The 22,202-nt window shown below is 56.3% G+C and carries 18 protein-coding genes and 1 pseudogene; 13 read left to right on the forward strand and 6 right to left on the reverse strand.

Annotated features, from left to right (window positions below; genetic code table 11):
- Positions 1 to 118 precede the first annotated feature (118 nt).
- Positions 119 to 262, forward strand: a pseudogene (locus tag MHN28_RS23700) (DDE-type integrase/transposase/recombinase); the annotation flags it as partial.
- Between the two features lie 151 nt (positions 263 to 413).
- Positions 414 to 1,283, forward strand: a complete 870-nt coding sequence (locus MHN28_RS23705) for a bifunctional allantoicase/(S)-ureidoglycine aminohydrolase (RefSeq protein WP_239345383.1) — start codon at positions 414 to 416, stop codon at positions 1,281 to 1,283.
- Here the strand turns inward: MHN28_RS23705 and bhcR are convergent.
- On the reverse strand, positions 1,264 to 2,112 hold the full coding sequence (gene bhcR, locus MHN28_RS23710; RefSeq protein ID WP_239345385.1) for an HTH-type transcriptional regulator BhcR: 849 nt from the start codon (positions 2,110 to 2,112) through the stop codon (positions 1,264 to 1,266). The two genes, MHN28_RS23705 and bhcR, sit on opposite strands and share 20 nt — an antisense overlap.
- A 169-nt stretch (positions 2,113 to 2,281) precedes the next feature.
- Here bhcR and bhcA point away from each other — a divergent pair, with 169 nt between their 5' ends.
- The 4 genes from bhcA to bhcD all read left to right on the forward strand — a co-directional run bounded on the left by bhcA (position 2,282) and on the right by bhcD (position 6,728).
- Entirely contained in the window at positions 2,282 to 3,472 is a 1,191-nt protein-coding gene (bhcA, locus tag MHN28_RS23715; protein ID WP_239345387.1) for an L-aspartate--glyoxylate aminotransferase BhcA, read from the forward strand.
- A complete protein-coding gene (gene bhcB / locus MHN28_RS23720; protein WP_239345414.1) occupies positions 3,472 to 4,440 on the forward strand; it encodes a beta-hydroxyaspartate dehydratase BhcB in 969 nt (322 codons plus the stop codon). Before bhcA ends, bhcB begins: the two co-directional genes overlap by 1 nt.
- A gap of 42 nt (positions 4,441 to 4,482) precedes the next feature.
- On the forward strand, positions 4,483 to 5,646 hold the full coding sequence (bhcC, locus tag MHN28_RS23725) for a 3-hydroxy-D-aspartate aldolase BhcC (protein ID WP_239345389.1): 1,164 nt from the start codon (positions 4,483 to 4,485) through the stop codon (positions 5,644 to 5,646).
- Positions 5,647 to 5,762: 116 nt separating this feature from the next.
- Entirely contained in the window at positions 5,763 to 6,728 is a 966-nt protein-coding gene (bhcD, locus tag MHN28_RS23730; RefSeq protein ID WP_239345390.1) for an iminosuccinate reductase BhcD, read from the forward strand.
- A gap of 156 nt (positions 6,729 to 6,884) precedes the next feature.
- Here the strand turns inward: bhcD and MHN28_RS23735 are convergent, their stop codons facing one another.
- Genes MHN28_RS23735 through puuE form a run of 3 tightly spaced genes read right to left on the reverse strand, consistent with a single transcriptional unit; the run spans position 6,885 to position 10,258 of the window.
- Positions 6,885 to 8,309 carry a uracil-xanthine permease family protein gene (locus MHN28_RS23735; protein WP_239345392.1) on the reverse strand — a complete coding sequence of 475 codons (1,425 nt, stop codon included), beginning with the start codon at positions 8,307 to 8,309 and terminating at the stop codon, positions 6,885 to 6,887.
- Between the two features lie 54 nt (positions 8,310 to 8,363).
- The gene (locus MHN28_RS23740) at positions 8,364 to 8,849 is read right to left on the reverse strand and encodes an ureidoglycolate lyase (protein ID WP_239345394.1); all 486 of its coding nucleotides are present in this window, start codon (positions 8,847 to 8,849) and stop codon (positions 8,364 to 8,366) included.
- Positions 8,846 to 10,258, reverse strand: a complete 1,413-nt coding sequence (gene puuE / locus MHN28_RS23745) for an allantoinase PuuE (protein ID WP_239345396.1) — start codon at positions 10,256 to 10,258, stop codon at positions 8,846 to 8,848. Before puuE ends, MHN28_RS23740 begins: the two co-directional genes overlap by 4 nt.
- Positions 10,259 to 10,405: 147 nt before the next feature.
- Between puuE and uraH the strand changes: the two genes are divergently transcribed.
- A complete protein-coding gene (uraH, locus tag MHN28_RS23750) occupies positions 10,406 to 10,759 on the forward strand; it encodes a hydroxyisourate hydrolase (RefSeq protein WP_239345397.1) in 354 nt (117 codons plus the stop codon).
- Between the two features lie 5 nt (positions 10,760 to 10,764).
- Here the strand turns inward: uraH and MHN28_RS23755 are convergent, their stop codons facing one another.
- Positions 10,765 to 11,685, reverse strand: a complete 921-nt coding sequence (locus tag MHN28_RS23755; protein ID WP_239345399.1) for a LysR family transcriptional regulator — start codon at positions 11,683 to 11,685, stop codon at positions 10,765 to 10,767.
- A 101-nt stretch (positions 11,686 to 11,786) separates the two neighbouring features.
- On the opposite strand from MHN28_RS23755, the gene MHN28_RS23760 reads away from it, so the two are divergent.
- Entirely contained in the window at positions 11,787 to 13,019 is a 1,233-nt protein-coding gene (locus MHN28_RS23760) for a urate hydroxylase PuuD (RefSeq protein ID WP_239345401.1), read from the forward strand.
- 65 nt (positions 13,020 to 13,084) lie between these two features.
- Here MHN28_RS23760 and MHN28_RS23765 read toward each other — a convergent pair whose 3' ends face one another.
- Positions 13,085 to 13,987 (reverse strand): LysR family transcriptional regulator, encoded by a 903-nt coding sequence (locus tag MHN28_RS23765; RefSeq protein WP_239345403.1) that lies wholly within the window; start codon positions 13,985 to 13,987, stop codon positions 13,085 to 13,087.
- A 154-nt stretch (positions 13,988 to 14,141) separates the two neighbouring features.
- Here MHN28_RS23765 and xdhA point away from each other — a divergent pair, with 154 nt between their 5' ends.
- The 5 genes from xdhA (at position 14,142) to guaD (ending at position 21,868) form a co-directional block, all read left to right on the forward strand.
- On the forward strand, positions 14,142 to 15,605 hold the full coding sequence (gene xdhA / locus MHN28_RS23770; protein ID WP_239345405.1) for a xanthine dehydrogenase small subunit: 1,464 nt from the start codon (positions 14,142 to 14,144) through the stop codon (positions 15,603 to 15,605).
- 15 nt (positions 15,606 to 15,620) lie between these two features.
- A complete protein-coding gene (gene xdhB / locus MHN28_RS23775) occupies positions 15,621 to 17,939 on the forward strand; it encodes a xanthine dehydrogenase molybdopterin binding subunit (RefSeq protein ID WP_239345407.1) in 2,319 nt (772 codons plus the stop codon).
- Between the two features lie 3 nt (positions 17,940 to 17,942).
- A complete protein-coding gene (gene xdhC / locus MHN28_RS23780; RefSeq protein ID WP_239345408.1) occupies positions 17,943 to 18,821 on the forward strand; it encodes a xanthine dehydrogenase accessory protein XdhC in 879 nt (292 codons plus the stop codon).
- A gap of 43 nt (positions 18,822 to 18,864) precedes the next feature.
- Positions 18,865 to 20,466 (forward strand): xanthine/uracil/vitamin C permease, encoded by a 1,602-nt coding sequence (locus tag MHN28_RS23785; protein ID WP_239345410.1) that lies wholly within the window; start codon positions 18,865 to 18,867, stop codon positions 20,464 to 20,466.
- Positions 20,467 to 20,530: 64 nt separating this feature from the next.
- Complete coding sequence (guaD, locus tag MHN28_RS23790; protein WP_239345412.1) at positions 20,531 to 21,868, forward strand: guanine deaminase; 1,338 nt, start codon at positions 20,531 to 20,533, stop codon at positions 21,866 to 21,868.
- The last annotated feature ends 334 nt before the right edge of the window (positions 21,869 to 22,202 follow it).

Consider the following 22,202-nt stretch of genomic DNA (forward strand, 5'->3'; position numbering starts at 1 on the left):
TCGCTCAGCCCTAACAATCCGATATCACCGCCTCGAGGCATTTGACGCCTGGAATGCTGCCACTCGAGCCGCTTGAAATCCGAAAACTAGGATCTCTGTGTGAACCGCGGGTTAACGTGACAACACCGGAAATACCCTTGATTTCATGCTGTCTGAGCGGAGGAACCGTCCGGCAGCCACCAGGTTCTTTGCCAAATCGTTGTCTTCTAACGGAATTCCAGGTAAGAACGTAATCGACAAGAGCGGAGCCACCACGGCTGGTACTCCCGCGACAGAAGCGGTTCGTGATTATCGCCTGAAAATTCGCACAATTGTCAAAAATTTATAGATAGAGCTGTCGCCTCCTTATGGATGGTTCTAGCCCATCAAACGGAGCATATGTTAACGGACACGGCAATTCTTCAGGAGCATGCATGAGCACCAAGTACTTTGCGCCACACGGTGGGCATCCCGGGCAAGACCAACTGTTGACGGACCGCGCTGTATTTACTGACGCTTATGCCGTAATCCCGAAAGGCACAATGCGGGACATTGTGACCAGTTTTCTCCCGTTCTGGGACGACACGCGCCTGTGGGTAATCTCACGTCCGTTGAGCGGTTTTGCCGAGACATTTTCACAATACATCATGGAAGTTCAACCCGGCGGTGGCTCTGACCGGCCCGAGACGGACCCCGAAGCCGAAGGCGTATTGTTTGTGGTCGAAGGCACCGCAAAGTTGGCCGCCAACGGCACTACCTGTGATCTGACACCCGGAGGTTATGCCTATCTGCCCCCGGAAAGTGACTGGACCCTGCGAAACCAGGGGAACGAAATTCTGCGTTTCCATTGGATTCGAAAGGCCTATGAAGCTGTAGAAGGCCTTGATAGACCCGACATCCTTGTCCTCAACGAAAATGAGATCGCGCCAACGCCCATGCCCGGGACAGATGGAAAGTGGGCTACAACGCGATTTGTCGACCCAAGCGATCTGCGCCACGACATGCATGTAACCGTGGTGACATTTGAACCCGGCGCGGTCATCCCCTTCCTTGAAACCCATGTCATGGAGCACGGCCTCTATGTTCTGGAAGGAAAGGCAGTCTATCGGCTAAACAACGACTGGGTCGAAGTGGAAGCCGGTGACTATATGTGGTTACGGGCGTTCTGCCCCCAGGCTTGCTATGCAGGTGGCCCGGGTAAGTTCCGCTACCTGCTTTATAAGGACGTTAACCGGCATATGGCGCTGCGGCCGGGACCAGCCCCCTACCCGCAGCACCAGCGCCTCAGGCGTGCAGCGGAGTAACTGTTCCACCGATAGCCAGTGTTAGCTGATGTGCCGCCTCAATGACGGGGCGGCTTAACCTTTCAATCTCGGTCTCGCTGACCCGACTTGTCGGCCCGGACACCGAAATCCCTGCCACTGCCTCACGGTTGATATCGAAGACCGGCGCCGCAATACATCGCATACCCGCGTTCTTTTCTTCATTGTCCACAGAGAAGCCCTGCGCCCTGACGGCTGCCAGGTCCTTTTTCAACGCGTCCGGATTGGTAATCGACCGATCCGTGAATGCCTGAAGCTCGACGTTGGACAACAGCCGGTCCAACCTGTCTTCATCCATAAAGGCCAGCAGTGCTTTCCCGATCCCCGATGCGTGCATTGGGGACAACGTGCCAGGTGGAAAGAACGCACGGATATTGGCGTGTGTTTCCACTTGGCTCAGAAACAGCACTGCGCCTTCTTTCTCTACACCCAGATTGGCGGTCTCGCCGGTGGCTTCCATGAGCTTTCGCATGACTGGTCTGGCCCGGTCCACAAGGCTGGTGCGGCGCAAGAATCGTGAACCAATAACGAAGGCACGGGGCCCGATGTGCCACACCTGCTCGTCATGATCGAATTCCACGAGCCCTCTGCCTTCTAGCGTCACGAGAATACGATAAACAGTGGCCGGTGACTGGCCCATTTCGTCGGACAGAGCGGTTAACGCCTTGCCCTGCGCCTCGCTCAAATACTCAAAGACTTCCATCGCCCGGTCGAGGGATTTGATCGTATTTTGCGCTGTCTTGTCGTCCCATCCCCGTGGTCTTCCGCGGGCTTTTCGGCGGGCTCCGGGAGTATTTTCTTGAGAATTCATAAAAACCCTCCAATCATTTGTGAAAGACGAATTCACCATATGAAAAATATAAGCCACTGACAATTATAAATTAAATCTTCGTCTATGTGTTTTGAAAGTCATTTTCAAAAATATATCGGCCAGAGCTCCGGGAACTTATTGTGCGGTCAACGACGGAAGGAGACCATCCATGAGCTTTCAAAATCCCGTTTTCATCCCGGGCCCGACCAATATCCCTGAAAGCCTGCGCAAGGCTTGCGATATGCCCACGATCGACCACCGTTCGCCGCTGTTCGGGCAGATTCTGCATCCTGCGCGTGCGGGTGCGCAGAAAATTCTGAAAAGCGACAGCGCCGAAGTCTTCATCTTCCCATCAACCGGGACCGGAGGTTGGGAAACCGCACTGACCAACACGCTGTCCACGGGTGACAAGGTTCTGGCGGCGCGCAATGGCATGTTCAGCCACCGCTGGATCGACATGTGTCAACGCCATGGTTTGAACGTTGAGATTGTCGAAACTCCTTGGGGCGAAGGGTTACCAGCTGATCGTTACGAAGAGATTCTGACCGCCGACACAAGCCATGAAATCAAGGTTGTTCTTGCCACGCATAACGAAACAGCAACCGGCGTAAAGTCGGATATTGCTGCTGTGCGCAAGGCGCTCAATGCGGCCCAGCACCCGGCCCTCCTGTTTGTTGACGGCGTGTCGTCGATCGCATCCATGGATTTCCGTTTTGACGAATGGGGTGTCGACGTTGCCGTCACGGGCTCGCAAAAGGGTTTCATGCTACCCGCGGGTCTAGCCATTGTTGGCTTTAGCCATAAGGCCATGGAGGCGACCAAGACAGGAACCCTGCCCCGCACGTTCTTTGATGTGCACGACATGGCGAAGGGCTATGCCAATAATGCCTATCCTTACACGCCTGCAGTTGGCTTGATGAACGGCCTCAATCAGGCCTGTGATATGCTGCTGAGTGAAGGTCTGGAAAACGTCTTTGCCCGGCATAACCGCATTGCTGAAGGTGTTCGCGCGGCAGTAGGCGCCTGGGGATTGGAACTTTGTGCAGCCAACCCGTCGGTGTATTCTGATACCGTTAGCGCGATCCGCACGCCGAACGGCTTCAACGCAACGGACATCGTGACCCATGCCGCCGAAAAATACGGCGTTGCGTTCGGAGTTGGCCTTGGTGAGGTTGCGGGCAAGGTATTCCGCATCGGACACCTAGGCAGCCTGACTGACGTTATGGCTCTGTCCGGGATCGCCACCGCCGAAATGTGCATGGCCGATCTGGGCCTGAACATCCAACTGGGTTCCGGCGTGGCCGCGGCGCAAGAATATTATCGCGGTCATCCAGCGGCGGTTCAGAAGGACGCCGCATGATGAAGGATTGCAACATGTACATCCCAACTTATGAGGACATGCTCGCGGCGCATGATCGGATCAAACCTTTCATCCGCCGCACACCCGTCCGAACCTCGGACTATTTGAACGAACTGACCGGGGCGCAACTGTTCTTCAAATGTGAGAACTTTCAGGAACCAGGTGCCTTCAAAGTGCGCGGTGCCACAAACGCGGTGTTCGGCCTAAACGCAGAGCAGGCAAAGAAAGGTGTTGCGACGCATTCTTCGGGCAACCACGCCTCATGCCTGTCCTATGCAGCGATGAAGCGAGGAATCCCCTGCAACGTCGTGATGCCACGTACAGCGCCACAGGCAAAGAAAGATACGGTTCGTCGCTATGGCGGCAAGATCACCGAATGTGAGCCCTCAACCTCGTCGCGCGAAGCGACTTTTGCCAACGTCCAGGCAGCATCCGGTGGTGATTTTGTCCATCCCTATAATGATCCGCGTGTAATCGCAGGACAGGGCACATGTTCGCGTGAATTCATCGAACAGACGGATGGATTGGATGCGGTTGTAGCGCCCATTGGCGGCGGCGGCATGGTGTCGGGCACGTGCCTGACCTTGTCAAACCTTGCCCCTGAGACAGCGATAATCGCGGCTGAACCCGAACAGGCTGATGATGCCTATCGCAGCTTCAAGGCTGGCCACATTATCGCAGATGATGCACCAAAGACGGTTGCTGATGGTCTGCTGGTCCCACTGAAAGACCTCACGTGGCACTTCGTTTCGAACCACGTCTCCGAGATTTACACGGCCTCAGAGCAAGAGATCATCGACGCGATGAAACTGACATGGAAACACCTGCGGATCGTGATGGAACCATCCTCGGCCGTTCCGCTGGCCACGATCCTGAAGAACCCCGACGCGTTCAAAGGTAAACGTGTCGGCCTGATCATCACCGGGGGCAATGTCGATCTGGACAAGCTGCCGTGGCTGAATGCGTGACCGCAACCCAACAGACATCAATCCCGACATAGGAACACGGAAATGAAAGATATGACCAATCTCGACAATTTCGAAGTAGGCTATGACATTCCGGCCAAACCCGGAATGGATGAGGCAGATATCCAGACCCCCAGCCTGGTTCTGGATCTCGACGCGCTTGAGCGCAACATCAAGAAGATGGGCGATTATGCCAAGGATCATGGTATGCGTCACCGCGTGCATGGGAAAATGCACAAGTCGGTCGATGTGGCCAAACTGCAGGAGAAAATCGGCGGAGCTGTCGGAGTCTGCTGTCAGAAAGTCTCGGAGGCTGAAGTATTCGTGCGCGGCGGCATCAAGGACGTTCTGGTGTCGAACCAGGTGCGCGACCCCGCCAAAATCGATCGCCTTGCCAGCCTGCCTAAGCTGGGCAGCCGCATCATCGTTTGCGTTGATGATCTGGACAACGTCGCGGATCTTTCGGGCGCGGCGGTCGATCACGGAACTCAGCTGGAGGTATTCATCGAAATCGACTGCGGAGCTGGTCGGTGTGGTGTGACAACGACTCCGGCGGTGATCGAAATCGCCAAGGCGGTAGAAGCCGCCGACAACCTGAAATTCGCAGGCATCCAAGCTTATCAGGGCGCAATGCAGCACCTCGACACCTATGAGGCGCGCAAAGAGAAGCTCGACACCGCAATCGCGATGGTGAAAGACGCTGTAGAGGGCCTCAAGGCAGAAGGCATTGAGTGCGAACTGATCTCGGGCGGCGGCACTGGTTCCTACTACTTCGAGTCCAACTCGGGCGTATACAACGAGTTGCAGTGCGGGTCTTACGCATTCATGGATGCTGATTACGGCCGCATTCTGGACAAGGAAGGAAACCGGATCGACCAGGGCGAGTGGGAAAACGCTTTCTTCATTCTGACCAGCGTCATGAGCCATGCCAAGGCGGACAAAGCAATCGTCGATGCAGGCCTCAAGGCACAGTCGGTCGACAGCGGACTGCCGGTTGTCTTTGGCCGCGACGATGTCGAGTACATCAAGTGTTCGGACGAACATGGCGTCGTCATGGATCCGAATGGTGCGCTCAAGGTCAACGACAAGCTCAAACTGGTGCCTGGGCACTGCGACCCGACCGCAAACGTGCACGATTGGTATGTCGGCGTTCGCAACGGCAAGGTCGAAGCCGTCTGGCCTGTGTCTGCCCGCGGTCGTGCATATTGAGCCGAGCAATTTTAAGGCAAGAAAATCTGGCTCGAACGTAGCCTGATAGTCGCCCGTGTGCCTTCCCTCCCTTCGGGAAGTGCACGCGGGCGCACGAATTCTGAGTGGAGAAAAATATGCTGATCGTACCCGAGCGCGAGATCGCTGACCTGATGACCCGCCAAGCGGCCTTTGACGCCGTCGAAAAGGTCTTTGCTGCAATGGCGTCCGGCGACGCCTACAACTTCCCCGTCGTGCGCGAGGCCATTGGCCATGAAGACGCGCTATACGGCTTCAAGGGTGGGTTTGACCGCGCCGACCTGACACTTGGCTTGAAAGCGGGCGGCTACTGGCCAAATAATCTGGAAAAACGCGGGCTGATCAACCACCAGTCCACCGTGTTTCTTTTCGACCCCGACACGGGAAAACCCTCAGCGATGGTTGGCGGCAATCTTCTAACAGCCCTGCGCACTGCGGCGGCGTCTTCGGTGTCGATCAAACACCTCGCTCGTACGGACGCCAAGGTCATCGGCATGATCGGCGCTGGCCATCAGGCGGCCTTTCAGCTTCTCGCGGCACTGGAGCAGCGCGTTTTTGAAAAAGTTATCGGTTGGAACTACCACCCCGAGATGCTGCCGAATATCGAAAAGGTCGCCGATGAAGCCGGCGTTCCGTTTGAAGCGGTCGAGCTGGACGGGATGACTGAGGCGGATGTGATCATCTCGATTACGTCGGCATTTGCACCGTCGCTAATGGCAGACCATGTCAGCCCCGGCACACATGTCGCCTGCATGGGAACGGATACCAAAGGCAAGCAAGAGGTAGAGGCAGCTCTGTTGGTCAAAGCGTCGGTGTTTACCGACGAAGTCGCTCAATCTGTTACCATCGGTGAGGCACAGCACGCTGTTGCGCAGGGCCTGATCAAAGAAAGCGATGTTGCCCAGCTTGGCGCGGTCATCAACGGTACAAACCCGGGCCGGACATCGGACGATCAGATCACCCTGTTCGACGGTACGGGGGTAGGTCTTCAGGATCTCGCAGTCGCTGCATCTGTCGTTGATCTTGCAGTTCAAAAAGGGATCGCAATCAAGGTCGATTTCTAGTGGAGAACAGTGACAACCGAGCCTGTTTCGAACCGACACGTACGGCTGCAGATTAAATCCCGGCGAAAGAGTTCTTTAACAAAAAGAAGCGGCGCGCCTTTGCGCGCCGCTTTGAATTTTTTGCAGCGGCCCCTACGAGGAACCGGCCACGGTTCATCAGACGTGATCGTCTTTTCCAATGGAGCCTAGGCCATGCCCTGCCATACCGCCTGAAACCTCTTCCGTGGCTTCGTCAGAAAGCTCTTCGGGAAGCACCAAGTTCAGGATAATGGCGATGACTGCAGCAGGTAGAATACCCGAAGTCGCCAGGACCTTAAATGTACCGGGCAGATACTGAAGAGCACCGGGTTCCAGTTGCAATCCCAAACCAAGGCTCAGGGAAATAGCAAAGATCACCATATTACGGCGGTTCCAGTTTACGTCCGAAAGCATCGAGACACCCGCCGCGACCACCATTCCGAACATCACGATCACACCGCCACCAAGAACCTCGATCGGGATTGACGAGATAATCGCACCGATCTTCGGCACAAGGCCGCACACGATCAGAAAGAGCGCGCCGATGGTAACGACCATCCGGCTCATGACCCCGGTCATGGCGATCAAACCGACATTCTGACTGAACGAGGTGTTCGGCAATGCGCCAAAGAGTCCAGATATCGCGGTGCCGATACCATCGGCGTAGGTCGCACCCTGAATTTCCTTATCTGTTGCCTCGCGCCCGGCACCGCCTTTGGTAATACCCGATACGTCGCCGACGGTTTCAACCGCTGAGACAAAGGACATCGCACAGAAACCAATGATGGCAGCGACTGAAAATTCAATACCGAAATGCAACGGGTTCGGCAGCGCGAACGAGGCTGCTCGACCGACGTTGCCCAAGTTGACCTGACCAAGAGCAAAAGCCACCGCGTAACCAACTAAAAGGCCGATCAGAACAGCCGACACTGACAACATGCCCCGCGCAAAGAACTTCAGCCCAAGCGTTACGACAATCACAATGCCGGCCATAAACCAGTTGAGGCCCGAGCCATATTCCTCGGTACCAATGGCAGGTACACCCCCGGCTGCGTATTGTACGCCGACTTTCACCAGCGCCAAACCGATCATGGTCACCACAAGTCCTGTAACCAACGGCGGAAGCGCAAAGCGAATGCGCCCAATGAACAGTCCGAGGAAGGCATGAAACAAACCCCCGACGACAACGCCGCCCATCAGGACGGCAATGGCATCGACACCCTTTCCCACCACTAATGGGATCATGATCGGGATGAAAGCAAACGAGGTCCCCTGAACGATCGGCAACCGGGCACCAACAGGACCTACGCCGATAGACTGAAACAACGTGGCGACGCCCGCAAAGAACATCGACATCTGGATCATGTAGATCATCTGCGGAAAATCGGGGCTGTTCGAACCGAACCCAAACCCGGCTGCGCCACAAACGATAATGGCTGGCGTGACGTTGGACACGAACATCGCCAGCACATGCTGAATTCCCAGTGGCACCGCTTTTATGAGTGGCGGAGTGTAATTCGGATCGCGGAGCTGTTCCGGCGTTCCGATGGATGCATCTGACATTTGGTCTTTCCTCCCTTGAGGTTCATTAACCGGCTCCTCTTCCGGCCACGTCCCTCATTCCGTGATTGCAAAAGCCTCCTCGAACCAATGCTCTTCGAGGTTGGGCCCGGCTCCAATTCGGTCGACCACCGCAAAAAGTCCGGGCGCATGAAGCGGGGTCAGCACGCCATGCCAAGTGTTGCGATGATAGTTCACGCCCTGCCCGGGCCCTGTTTTGAATGCGATGGGCTGTCCCGGCGTGCCGTCTTGGTCCGGGGCCACAACCACAACAAAGGGTTTGTCCGACAGGGGCAGAAACGCTTGGCTTCCCTCCGGGTGACGTTCAACCATCTCCAGCTTGATCGGCAAGCTAAAGGCTTCGGACTGGAACACACTAATTCCGGCGCGCCCATTCTGGAAATCCAGCGCTGCGCGGTCGTGATACCGCGCGCACTTGCCCTGATTGATGTACTTGTCCACATCGCCAGCCACATCGATGACATCGCCATACGGAGCAAACGCATCGGCGGTCAGTGGCCGGAGCTTCAGAGCAGCCGTCATCCCGAAAACTTCTCAATCAGGCGCAATTCCGCGATCCGCTCGACCTGGCGACAGGCTTCGGCAAACTCGGTGTCACGGTCGCTGTCGATACGGCGATGAAAAGCATCCAGAATGCTGGCTTTCGTGTTGTCCTTGACGGCAATGATGAAGGGAAAGCCGAACTTGGTCGTGTAGGCCTCATTCAGCGCGGTGAAATTCGCGCGTTCTTCGTCCGTCAGCATATCCAAACCGGCCCCGGCCTGTTCAGCTGTGCTTTCCTTGGTCAGACGTCCAGCCGCGGCCAGCTTGCCCGCTAAATCCGGGTGGGCGGTCAGAACACCAAGGCGTTGTTCGTCAGAGGCCGTTCGGAATACTCGGGCCAACGCGTTGTGCACACCGGCGGCATTGTCATGGGTCGGCCCCAACTCAAGATCATACGCACCTTCGGCAATCCACGGGCTGTGTTCGAACACACCGCCGAATTCGGCAACAAAGGTGAGCTGGTCCATTTTGGACGGGGACAAGCGTTGCATCGGTGGGTGTTCCTTTGCCCAGTGGTCGGCAATCTGTTCGCGCGTCGCGAACCAGACACCGTCGTGTTTCTTGAAGTAGTCCAGCGCACGTTTCAGCGCCATGGCGCGACCTGGGCGGCCAATCAGCCGGCAATGCAGACCAATCGAGAGCATTTTCGGCGCGCCGGCCTCACCCTCGGCGTACAGCATGTCAAAGCTGTCCTTCAGATAGCTTTCGAATTGATCGCCGCTTGTGTAGCCAGCCTGGATCGCAAAACGCATATCATTGCAGTCCATTGTGTAAGGCATGACCAACTGATCCTTGCCCCCAGCTTTGGTCCAATACGGTAAATCGTCGGCATAGCTGTCGGCGATATAGGCAAAGTCACCTTCCTCAGCGGCCAGGTCGACAGTGTTCATTGAACAGCGGCCCGTATACCAACCGCGCGGTGGCTGACCTGTAACCTCGGTGTGCAGCCGAATTGCTTCACGGATATGGGCGCGCTCTTCTTCGGCGTCCATATCCTTGTGTTCAATCCATTTCAGACCGTGGCTGGCAATTTCCCATCCCGCATGTTTCATCGCCGCAACCTGCGCAGGTGCGCGGGCCAAAGCCGTGGCAACACCATAAACAGTAATAGGCAGATCCTGGAGGAGATGATGCACGCGCCAAAACCCGGCGCGGCTGCCATATTCGTAGATCGATTCCATATTCCAATGCCTCTGCCCCGGCCACGGGGCGGCGCCAGTGATCTCGGACAAGAACGCCTCAGACGTGGCATCGCCATGCAGTATGTTGTTTTCACCACCTTCTTCATAGTTCAGTACAATCTGAACCGCGATCTTGGCATCATTTGGCCAGTTGGCTTTGGGTACTTGTCCACCGTAGCCGGTCATATCTCGTGGATAAGGCTTCACATCAATTTCCTTCTTCTTGAATTGATCAATACCCCAGACAATCAACAATGTTTTTCAAAAAATTCGCGAAGCTGCCTTAGGACAGACACCCTTTGCCACTTGCACGGTTATCGGAATACTAATTTCAAAACTTGAGGAATGCTTCTAATGACCGGCTATCTTACGACACATATACTGGATACGGCTCGGGGATGCCCTGCCGAAGGCTTGAAAATAGATCTATTTCGGATTGAAGGTACAAACCGCGCACTACTGAAATCCCTGGTCACCAATGCAGACGGGCGCACCGACGAGCAGATTCTGCCCGCAGCCGAGTTTTCAACTGGCGAATACGAACTGGTTTTCTATGCCGGAGAATATCTTGATGCCTCAGGCACACCACACGAAGAACCACAGTTTTTGAACGTGATCCCGATCCGCTTCGGGATGTCCGAGCAATCGCACTACCATGTGCCACTACTTCTGTCGCCGTTCGGATATTCAACCTATCGCGGCAGCTGAGGCGCCTACCAGGACGTGTTTGCCGCTGCAATCGAAGAGCCAATGCGTTCTATTACAAACTCCATGAAAAGTCGCGTTTTGGGATCCTGCATGCGGCGATGCGTAAACAGACACGCCATTTGTATCGGTTCCGGTGGTGTCTTTTGCGCCACCGGAACCAAGTTTCCAGCCTTGAGGTGCTGAGCAATCTCAAATATCGGCTTCATTGCAATGCCATGACCGGCCAGCGCCCAGTCCGTCAGCACGTCGCCATCGTCTGACTCATAGCGCCCAGAGACGCGGAACCGTTTTGGACCGGTATCTGTTCTAAGCAGCCATTGAAATTCGGTCGCACCTGGAAAGCGAAGGTTTAGGCACTCATGCGAATCGGCGATAATATCCTCGCCACTTTCAGGCATACCATATTTTTTGATGTATTTCGGGGATGCACAAAGAACTCTTTCCACATCTGCAATCTTTCGGATGCGCAAATTGCTGTCCTCTGGCTGACCTAGAAAAAAGGCCAGGTCCAGGCCTTCGGTCGTCAGATCCACCTTTCGATCAGTCAATCGAAGCCTGACACTCACCTCAGGGTATTCAGCGAGAAACTTTGGCACCTGAGGCGCAATCAATCGCCGGCCGACACCCAATGGCGCCGCAACGTAGAGCGAACCTTTGAGGTTCTCAGTAATATTGACAATTTGTGCTTCCGCGCGATCGACCGCTTCAAGAATGTCTGCCGCCCCGCGATAAAACGATTTTCCTTGCTCAGTCGGCGTGAGGCTGCGTGTGGTACGTTGAAACAGACGTACGCCAAGGTGCTCTTCCAGTTGTGATATTCGCGCCGACGTTACTGCCGGTGAAACCCGCAAGTCACGGCCCGCAGCGGACATACTGCCCAGTTCGTAGACCCGGACAAAGGTTCTGATGTTATCAAGATATGACATTTTTTTGCATTTTTTGATACTGCTTGGTCTTTACCAGCAATACCAGAGCAAAACAGTCTCGCCTAGAGTGCCGGCAACGATAGAATCTTAGGAGCAAAGCCATGTATGATCTGGCCGTAATGTGGGAGTGGATCGCCTTTTCGGTCCGCTGGCTGCATGTGATCACCGCGATGGCGTGGATTGGCGCGTCATTCTACTTTATCGCGCTGGACCTCATGCTAAAGCCGAACCCAGCCCTGCCGGACGGGGCCTACGGCGAAGAATGGGAAGTGCATGGGGGCGGGTTCTACCACACCATCAAATACCTTGTGGCACCAGCCCGGATGCCTGAACACCTGACCTGGCATAAATGGCAGAGCTATACGACGTGGCTCTCCGGTGCGGCACTGCTCATGATTATCTACTGGGTCGGCGGCGAGCTGTTCCTGCTTGATCCAACCAAAGTGGACCTGGCGCTGTGGCAAGGAATTCTGATCTCTGGTGGATCCCTGACAATAGGCTGGCTGCTCTACGATCAGATGTGCAAATCCAAGCTGAGCGATCACCCGACAGTTCTGATGCTGCTGCTGTTCGTGATCCTCGTAATCATGTCCTGGGGTTACAATCAGATCTTCACGGGCCGGGCCGCGCTTTTGCATCTTGGTGCCTTCACCGCGACGATCATGACCGCCAACGTGTTCTTTCAGATCATGCCAAACCAGCGGATTGTAGTTGAAGATCTCAAAGCAGGTCGGACGCCTGATGCCAAATATGGCAAGATCGCCAAGGTACGGTCCACGCACAACAACTATCTGACTTTGCCAGTCGTGTTCCTGATGCTGTCAAATCACTATCCGTTGGCTTTCGGCACAGAGTATTCATGGATCATCGCCAGCCTGATCTTCCTGACTGGCGTCACCATCCGTCACTACTTCAACACGATGCACGCAACCGGAAAAGGTCCGCACTGGACCTGGGCTGTCACGGTTCTGCTGATGGTCGTGATCGCATGGTTGTCTTCGGTAAGGCCAACTGAGACATGGGAAGACGCCGAAGCACGCGATTTGACTCCATATGAGCAGAAATTTGCGTCGGCCGCGGGCTTCGAAGAAGCCTACGACACAGTCCTGGGCAATTGCTCTATGTGCCATGCGCGCGAACCGGTGTATGGCACGATGAAATGGGCCCCAAAGAAGATTTATCTTGAAACACCCGGTGATGTGGCGCGCCAAGCTGACCAGATCTATCTGCAGGCCGGCATCAGCCATGCGATGCCACCGCCATCGGCGGTTCAAATGGACGAAGAAGCGCGCCAGACAATCATCGCATGGGTGCGTGAAGTCAGAGACCAATAGCCGCCCCTCATCAGAGCTGTGGCACATGAACTGGGTTGGCGCGCCCAGTTTTTTGTCTCTGACGGCTACGCAAAAATCCGTCTACTGCGCCGCGCTATATGTTCGACGAACAGACGCACCTTGGGGTCCTGAAGCTTTTTGTGCGGGTAAAGGCACCCAAATATCGTTGGCAATGGGGGCGTATCCGGCAGGACCTCGATCAACCGGCCAGCCTCCAGATGCTCCCGCACATCGAAACGCGGTTTGTTGACGATCCCCTTGCCTGCCAACGCCCAGTCCGTCAGCACGTCGCCGTCATCCGCGTCGTACTTTCCGCGGACTTCAAGTTTTCGCGGCCCCATATCGGTCTGTAGCATCCAGAAATATTCAGGCGATCTGGGATAGCGCAACAGAAGGCAGTTATGCGGCGTATGCAACAAATCGTCCGGCGTCTTGGGCATACCAAAACTCGACAAGTAATCCGGCGAGGCGCACAACACGCGATCGCAATCCGCGAATTTCCGCAGCTTCATCGTGGAATCGCCAGGCTCTCCTATGAAGAACGCTATATCCAGACCGTCGGCCAGAATGTCGACCTTACGGTCGGACAGGCGCATGCGAATCTCGGTTTCCGGGTAGCGGTCTGAAAACTCAGGGACCAGCGGCGCAACGATTCTGCGCCCAACGCCCAGTGGCGCGGTGATACGGATTGCACCGCGCGGGGCATCTGAAAAGCTGGCTACTCGCGCTTCGGCATGGTCCAGCGCCAGCAAAACGGCCTTGGCCTCGTCATAAAAGACGCTTCCCACTTCGGTCGGCGTCATCGACCGGGTCGTTCTGTTAAAAAGACGCACGCCCAGATGGTTTTCCAGCTCTTTCAACCGTTTGCTGGCCACTGCGGGCGTTAACCGCAAATCACGCCCGCCGGACGTTATGCTGCCCAGCTCCATCACTCTGACAAAGACCCGCAGACTTTCAATGTAAGACATTCAATCCTCCCCGTGCGGAAAGACTGCGTTATGGAGTTTTCTTTTTCAACGTTCTGTTGAAAGTATTTGCTGTTTGCGGCGATTTTCCGACTCAATCTTTACTTTTATGGTCTCGCTGACCCCCACTGGAAGGCAGGGGCAGAGGGAGAATTTCATGACGCATCGCACCGACATCCAGTTTGTCCTGAATGGCAGGGATGTTTCCGTTCCAAATGTATCGGCTGACCAAACACTTCTGGACTTTCTGCGGCTGGAGCGCCGCTTGACAGGCACAAAAGAAGGCTGCGCCGAAGGTGACTGTGGCGCATGCACCGTACTCGTCGGACGGCTTGGCAACGCTGGCCTGACCTACGTCCCCGTGAATGCGTGTATCCGGTTTCTTGCCTCTGTCGATGGGTGTCATGTCGTAACCGTCGAACATCTGTCTGGCCCCGACGGTCGTCTGCACCCGGTGCAAAAGGCCATGATCGACCATCACGGCAGTCAATGTGGGTTCTGCACACCGGGGTTCGTGATGGCGCTATACGCCCTTTGGATGCAAACACCCGAACCGTCCGAGGCGCAGGTTGAAACCGCGCTGCAGGGCAATCTGTGCCGCTGCACGGGGTATGAACCAATCATCCGCGCCGCCGTCGCTGTCAGTCGCTATGGTACCCCGGCATCGGATCACCTGAATACTGAACGAGATGCCATGACCGCGCGTCTGGCGGTCCTCAAAGACGGACGGCGTGTTGTATCCGGGCCCGAGGACAGCCTGAGCATCCTCCCGTCCAGTGTCGATGATCTTGCCGAGTGTCTGGAAACCTATCCAAATGCCACGATCGTTGCTGGCGCCACGGATGTGGGTCTTTGGGTCACCAAGTTCCTGCGCAACATCGGGCCCGCTATTTTCACGGGTCACCTCGAAGACCTGAAAGCCGTCAAAAGACAGGGTTCTCTCCTCCTGATCGGTTCTGGCGCCAGCTACACCGATTGCCAGGAACTCCTGTCAGAGCACTTGCCACACCTGTCTTCCTATTGGGATCGCATCGCAGGGTGGCAGGTGCGGAATATGGGAACCGTCGGCGGGAACATCGCCAACGGGTCCCCCATCGGGGACACGCCGCCGGTTCTTATCGCGCTCGGCGCGGAAATCACGCTACGCCGCGGGTCTGAAATCCGGACGCTGCCTCTCGAGAAGTTCTTTATCGACTACGGCAAGCAGGACCGCCAAACTGACGAGTTTGTCGCAAGTATCCATGTCCCCCTACCCGGGCCGAACGACCTAGACGCGGCTTACAAGATTTCCAAGCGTCGTGACGAGGACATCTCTTCCGTGGCTGCCGGCATCCACATGACGGTCACAGACGGCACCATCAGCAACACGCGCATCGCATTCGGCGGCATGGCCGCCACGCCCAAGCGTGCCGCCGCTGCCGAGGCGGCCCTGAACGGTCAACCCTGGTCAGGCGATTGCTTTGAGGCTGCCGCTGTGGCGCTGACACAGGATTTTGCTCCTCTGACCGATTGGCGAGCATCATCTGACTACCGAATGCTGGCCGCGCAAAACTTACTGCGCCGGTTCTTCCTCGAAAACGACGGCAAAACTGACACCCCAGTTCAACTGGCTTGCGCCTAAATAGGAGACGACACAATGAAAGATAACGTTTCCATCATTGGGGCGGCCCACACCAACGTGAACCACGACAGTGCGATCAAGCACGTCACTGGGCAGGCCGATTACACCGACGACATTGCACTGCCCACAGGCGCACTGCACGCCTATCTTGGCGTTTCTGACGTCGCCCATGCCAGGCTTTTGGGCATGGATTTCACCGAAGTTCTGGCCACGCCCGGCGTTGTCGGTGTGCTTACCGCTGACGACGTGCCGGGGGCCAATGATATCAGCCCGACGCATCTGAACGACGAACCTGTGTTCCCGACGGAGTCCATCCAATTCCATGGCCAGCCATTGTTTGCCGTGATTGCTGAGACCCGCGACATCGCGCGCCGTGCCGCGGAACTGGCAAAGATTGAATACGAAACCCTGCCCCATGCGCTGGATCCTATTGCAGCGAAAGAAGCCGGGTATCCGCATGTCACAGCGCCCTTAAAACTGGAGCGTGGGGACATTGCCCCGGCGCAGGCTGCGGCACCGAACCGGATCAAGGGTCGAATGACCGTAGGCGGTCAGGACCATATGTACCTCGAAGGTCATATCGCATTTGCCATTCCCGGCGAGGACGATGATGTGATCGTGCAATGTTCCACGCAGCACCCGTCCGAGGCGCAGCACATGGTGGCGCATGTTCTTGGGGTGCCGTCCAATGCCGTTGTGGTCAATGTGCGCCGCATGGGCGGTGGGTTTGGCGGCAAGGAAAGCCAGATGAACCTCTTCTGTGCTGTTGCTGCAATGGCTGCAAAAAAGTGGAATCACGCCGTCAAAATCCGCCCCGATCGGGATCAGGACATGACGGCAACCGGAAAACGCCATGACTTCGTGATCGATTACGACGTCTCTTTTGATGACGCTGGGCGCATTCAGGCAGTCGAGAACAGCTTTGCCGCGCGGTGTGGGTTCTCGGCGGATTTGTCGGGACCCGTCACCGACCGGGCGCTTTTTCACGCTGACAACGCCTATTTCTATCCGAACGTGCGCCTAAACAGCCATCCGATGAAAACTAACACGGTGTCGAACACGGCGTTCCGGGGGTTTGGCGGACCGCAAGGTGTGATCGCGGCAGAGCGGATGATCGAAGAAATTGCTTATGCCACAGGGCAAGACCCGCTGGATGTGCGCAAGGTGAATTTCTACGGCACCGAAGAGCGCAACGTGACCCCCTATCATCAGGAGGTCGAAGACAGCATTCTCGACCGCTTGGTGGGAGAACTGGAAGAAACGTCCGAGTATCGCCAGCGCCGGCATGACATCATCGAATTCAACAATACATCGCCGATCCTGAAAAAAGGGATCGCTCTCACGCCGGTCAAATTCGGCATTTCCTTCACCGCGACCTGGTACAATCAGGCTGGCGCGCTGGTGCATGTCTACAATGACGGCTCAATCCACCTGAACCACGGCGGCACTGAAATGGGGCAAGGCCTCAACACAAAGGTTGCTCAGGTCGTGGCCGAGGCCTTTCAGGTTGATTTCAGCCGGATCAAGATCACTAAAACGACCACCGAAAAGGTGCCAAACACCTCGGCCACGGCGGCGTCAAGTGGCACCGACCTGAATGGCATGGCCGCATTGAACGCGGTCGAACAGATCAAAGAACGCCTGGTGAAATTCGCAGCTGAGAACTGGAATGTCGCTCCTGAGGAAGTGGCCTTCCACGCTAATCAGGTGTTTATCGGCGAGGAAGTTCTACCGTTTGATGCATTCATCAAGCAGGCCTATCTGGCGCGCGTGCAACTTTCCGCGGCCGGCTTCTACAAAACCCCGAAAATCCACTGGGATCGCGCCAAAGGTCAGGGACGTCCTTTCTACTACTTCGCCTACGGCGCATCTTGCTCGGAGGTGACGATTGATACGCTGACCGGCGAGTACCGTGTAGAACGCACGGATGTTCTGCACGACGTCGGGCGCTCGCTGAACCCCGTGCTCGACAAAGGTCAGGTCGAAGGCGCCTTTATTCAGGGCATGGGTTGGCTGACCACAGAAGAACTGTGGTGGGACGATGCCGGTCGTCTGCGCACACATGCTCCGTCGACATACAAAATCCCGCTCGCGTCGGACCGCCCGCGCATCTTCAATGTGAACCTTGCTGATTGGTCGGAGAACCGAGAACTGACCATCAAACGCTCCAAGGCTGTTGGAGAGCCACCGTTCATGCTGGGCATTTCGGTGTTCGAGGCCCTGTCGATGGCCGTGGCCTCTGTCGCCGATTACCGGGAATGCCCGCGCCTGGACGCTCCAGCAACCCCTGAGCGTGTCCTGATGGCCGTTGCGCGGTTGCAAGAGGGTTCCTGAGCAATGGCTGCCCCGGGTTCTCTGAGCGAATTTCTGTCCGCGCAGCATTGCGTGATCCGCGTTGCGCTTACCCGCGTTCGAGGTTCTTCGCCGCGCAACGAAGGGACTGAGATGTTCGTAGCACCCAAGGCGCTGTGGGGAACCATCGGCGGTGGGCAATTGGAGTTTATGGCCATCAACGCGGCGCGGAACATGCTGCGTGATGGGGTGCTGCATCAGGATCTGGATGTGCCCCTTGGCCCTGAAATCGGGCAATGCTGTGGTGGTCGTGTCGAGTTGCAACTGAGCCGTATGCGTGTGTCAGACAAATGGGCGGCGACAGAACGCGCGGCACAGCGCGAAGAGGCTTTGCCGCACGTCTACGTTATGGGCGCAGGCCACGTCGGTCGTGCTTTGGCCAATCAACTGCAGCACATGCCGGTGCGCTGCATCCTCATCGACACCCGGGCCGAGGAAATCGATCTTTGTAACGCAAATGTCGAAACCCGGGTAAGTGCGATCCCGGAAAGCGATGTCTGGAACGCGCCTGCGGGCAGCGCATTCATAGTTCTGACCCATGATCATGGGCTCGACTTCCTGCTGACGTCTGCATCGCTAGAACGTCAGGACGCCGCATATGTGGGGATGATCGGATCTGCCACAAAGCGGATAAAGCTCAGAAACTGGGCACACAAGAATTGTGACGGACAGTCTATCGAAAACTTGAATTGCCCCATTGGGGCAAGCGGTAGCCGCGACAAGCGGCCCAGCGTCATCGCCGCCTTCGTGGTGGCCGAAGTGATGGCTGAATTGACCTCTGAAACTACCGCGACCGCCCTGACCGGGGCAAACCAGGCGCCCGTCGAGGGCCACCATCGCGACCGGAAAGGGAGATCGGCCTGACATCTGTCGGGCTACTCCGGTCATATCAGAGGAGGAGACCGTCATGGACGGGAGGACCTACGAATACAAGCTGTTTACCCGCAGCGATTTCAGCGCTTTCTGGGCGCTTTTTACGGACAACCTTGTAAACTTGCTGATCCTGTCCGGGGTCTGTCAGTTCGTGTTCCAGATGCCAGCGCACATCGTCTTTGGCCGCATCGTCCCAGGTGCCGCCATTGCGATCTTGGCTGGTGTTGCGGTTTACACTTACCTCGCCAAATATGCGGCGAACAAACGGGGTGAAGATGTAACGGCCTTGCCCTACGGCATCTCGACGCCGGTCATGTTCGTCTACTTGTTTGGCGTGATCGGTCCCATCTACTGGGCCACCAACGACCCGATCCTAGCTTGGCAAGTGGGCATCGGTGCCGGGTTCATGGGCGGCATCGTTGCGGCTTTGGGCGCCATCGTTGGACCATACCTCAAGCGAATCACGCCCCGCGCCGGGATGTTGGGCACGCTTTGCGGCATCGCGTTGGTCTTCATCGGCTCGGTGCCTCTGGCGGAAATCTTTGAAAACCCCATCATCGGCTTTACATCGCTGCTGTTTATCCTTTGGGGTCTGATCGGTCGGTTCCGACTTCCGGGCAACGTCCCTGCCGGTCTGGTCGCGATTGCTGCCGGTACCGTGATTGCCCTTGTTCTTGGTGAAGCCAAAATTGACACAAGCGGCCTCGGCTTTTACCCGCCAATCCCCTACATTGGAGATCTCATCGCGGGTGTTCAGTACCTGTTTGCCAATCCCGAACTGTTTCTGGTTCTGATCCCGGTTCAAATCTACAACTTCATCGAAACGATGAACAACGTGGAATCGGCCGAGGCGGCAGGAGACCACTACCCGGTTGGCGTGTGTCAGGTGACGGATGGCGCGGGCACCATGTTGGGCGCTCTTTTTGGCTCGCCTTTTCCAACTACAGTCTACATCGGTCATCCCGCCTACAAACGGCTTGATGCACATGCCGGGTACATAGTCGGCGTGGCCGTCGTAATCGCTGCAGCTGCCTTCCTCGGCTTCCTGTCTTTTCTTGCCGGGCTGATCCCGATTGCCGCTGCTGCCCCGGTATTGGTCTTTGTCTCGGTAAGCCTGATCACCAATACCGCCTGGGCTGTGAAGCCGATGCACATGGCTGCGGTGTCTTTTGCGATCCTGCCCCATATCTCGGCTTTTCTGATGGTCAAATGGGGGTCACTGATGAACGCGCTGCGCAGTAGCGGTGTCGAAGGGCTGCCTTCGCTTGGTGACGAAGGCTTGACCGCGGCACTTCTCATGGAGGGCGCCCACTACGAAGGTCACCTTGCCCTGAGCCAGGGTGCGATCATCACAGGTCTGGTCTGGGGGGCGATTGTGGCCGACGTGATTGACGGTCGCTTCCGGATGGCAGGTTTGTTTGCTGTCGCAGGTGGGCTGATGTCGGCCGTGGGGATCATCCACTCCTACACCCTGCAGATGCCTCAGTTCGACGGGATCACCATCGGTTACTTGATCGTTGGCGCGTTCCTCTATGTCTATCCGATGTTCGCACCCAAAGAGGATCTTGAACATCGTGTCATCGTACCGGATGAACCGGATCTGATCGACGACGACTCGCCTGCGCAACAGGCCTGATCCATAGCGGGGCAGTCGCGGGACTGCCCCCGACTCTTTTCCTACCCTACAAACGAGACCTTTCATGACACAGAGATTGCTTCGCGGTCGTCTGCTGACCTTTCATCGCGAACCCCGGAACGGCGAAGATTCCGACGCCTACACCTATCTTGAGGACGGCGCCCTGTTGATCCAGGACGGGATCATCCAGGATACCGGCCTCTTCGCCGAGATCAGCGCGAAAGCAGGCGATGTGCCGGTGACTGACCATCGCCCGCACCTGATGATGGCCGGTTTCATTGATACACATATTCACTTCCCGCAGGTGCAGGTTATTGCCTCGTGGGGCGCGCAGCTTTTGGACTGGCTCAACAATTACACATTCCCCGAAGAAACCCGTTTTGTTTCGGACTCGCACAGCGCGAACATGGCGCGGGCGTTCTTCGATCAACTCGTCGCCCACGGCACCACGACCGCGGTTGCCTATTGCTCAGTCCACAAGACTTCGGCAGACGCTTTCTTTACCGAGGCGACCGGTCGGAACATGCGGATGCTTGGCGGCAAGGTCCTGATGGACCGTAATGCACCCGAAGGTCTGCAGGATACGCCGCAAACCGGGTACGATGACACCAAGGCGCTAATCGAGGACTGGCACAGCAAGGGCCGCAACGGCTATGTCATCACCCCTCGGTTCGCGATCACGTCAACGCCGGAACAGATGGCAATGGCACAGGCTTTGGCGCAAGAGCATCCGGATTGTCACATCCAGACACACCTGTCGGAAAACAAGGACGAGATTGCCTTTACCAAGCAGCTTTATCCGCAAGCGCGTGATTATCTGGACGTATACCAGTCTTATGGCCTGCTGGGCCACAAGACATTGCTTGGGCATTCCATCCACCTGGAACCGCGCGAGTTCGACGCGCTGACAGAAACAGGCGCGCATCCTGTATTTTGCCCGACCTCGAATCTGTTCCTTGGCAGTGGCTTCTTTGATCATGAGGAGCTGAGCGCACGCGGCATTTCAAATGGGATCGCCACAGACATTGGTGCAGGCACCAGTTACTCGATGCTGCAAACCCTCAACGAAGGTTACAAGATTCTACAGTTGCAAGGGTTGGCACTGCATCCCCTGCAAGCGTTTCACTGGGCAACACGCGGAAATGCCTGCGTTCTTGGTCTGGAAGATAAAATCGGCAATCTCGATCCCGGAACAGAGGCGGATGTCGTGGTGCTAAATGCCCGCAGTACAGCCGCCATGGCGCTGCGTATGGATCGCGTTGGAAGTCTCGCAGAAGAATTGTTTGTCTTGCAGATGATGGGTGATGATCGCGCGATTGAAGAAGTCTACGTTTCAGGAACACCGAGCAAGATTGCCCCAGAACAAACTACCTGGAATGATGGTGTTCAAATCGTTGCTTAGTCGGGCCGGTAACAAGGGCATCTGCTGTAACTTTTGGCCATTGATCTGCTTGTCGTTAGCGCTAGCTTGAAGGCCGGCAGTACGCATGATGCGGCAAACTTGAGGTGGTCGATGGTTGATGGCACAAGTTTTGGTTTCGCGTGTTCGGATCCTGTGCTGCCGTCAAGTTTGACCACCTGCAAGAGTACTCTTTCAGGTGTTGTCACGTTAACCGCCTGTGTAAAGAGAACTCGTGGTTCTCGGATTTCAAGCTGCTTGGGTGACGGCACCCCAAGCGCCAAACGCTTCGAGACGGTGATATCGTATTGTTAAGGCGGTGCGACGGCGTGCTGGA

This window comes from Ruegeria sp. Ofav3-42 (genome assembly GCF_022347725.1).
In the GTDB taxonomy this organism is placed as follows: Bacteria; Pseudomonadota; Alphaproteobacteria; order Rhodobacterales; family Rhodobacteraceae; genus Ruegeria.